Source organism: Klebsiella spallanzanii, assembly GCF_902158555.1.
Classification (GTDB): Bacteria; Pseudomonadota; Gammaproteobacteria; order Enterobacterales; family Enterobacteriaceae; genus Klebsiella; species Klebsiella spallanzanii.
The window spans coordinates 1-859 of the sequence record NZ_CABGGS010000021.1 but is presented as its reverse complement, the minus strand read 5'-3'; the positions used below and the strand labels follow the sequence as shown (position 1 = coordinate 859).

The following is an 859-nucleotide window of genomic DNA, read 5'->3' as shown; positions in this document are numbered from 1 at the left end:
CTCGGTTGATTTCTTTTCCTCGGGGTACTTAGATGTTTCAGTTCCCCCGGTTCGCCTCGTTAACCTATGTATTCAGTTAACGATAGTGCAACGAATTGCACTGGGTTTCCCCATTCGGACATCGCCGGCTATAACGGTTCATATCACCTTACCGACGCTTTTCGCAGATTAGCACGTCCTTCATCGCCTCTGACTGCCAGGGCATCCACCGTGTACGCTTAGTCGCTTAACCTCACAACCCGAAGATGTTTCGTAAAACATTCTCGTGTCGCGAAAATTTGAGAGACTCGAACACACTATTAACAGTGTGTCGTTTCAATTTTCAGCTTGATCCAGATTTTTAAAGAGCAAAACTTCGCAGTGAACCTTTTCAGGTACACTCTGAAGTTTTCTTATATTGAGCAGTAAAAGATGGTGGAGCTATGCGGGATCGAACCGCAGACCTCCTGCGTGCAAAGCAGGCGCTCTCCCAGCTGAGCTATAGCCCCATCGTAGTTATCTCATTCACCTTAATTCTTTCTGAGACAAAGCGTGGAGCGGCGAAGCATACTGAAATATGCGGGTCGTTTCACAACGCGGTATCAGGAAGAATTTGGTAGGCCTGAGTGGACTTGAACCACCGACCTCACCCTTATCAGGGGTGCGCTCTAACCACCTGAGCTACAAGCCTGCAGAGATTACTTACTGCTACTATTTCATCAGACAATCTGTGTGAGCACTACAAAGGCAGGTTCTTTAAGGTAAGGAGGTGATCCAACCGCAGGTTCCCCTACGGTTACCTTGTTACGACTTCACCCCAGTCATGAATCACAAAGTGGTAAGCGCCCTCCCGAAGGTTAAGCTACCTACTTCTTTTGCA

2 tRNA genes and 2 rRNA genes are annotated in these 859 nt (G+C 47.7%); all 4 read right to left on the bottom strand.

Features of this window, described 5'->3' with window-relative positions:
* Positions 1–232 (bottom strand): 23S ribosomal RNA (locus FN082_RS15050); the annotation flags it as partial.
* Positions 233–412: 180 nt separating this feature from the next.
* Positions 413–488 (bottom strand) — tRNA-Ala (locus FN082_RS15045).
* Between the two features lie 105 nt (positions 489–593).
* A tRNA-Ile gene (locus FN082_RS15040) sits at positions 594–670 on the bottom strand.
* A gap of 71 nt (positions 671–741) precedes the next feature.
* A 16S ribosomal RNA gene (locus tag FN082_RS15035) occupies positions 742–859 on the bottom strand; the annotation flags it as partial.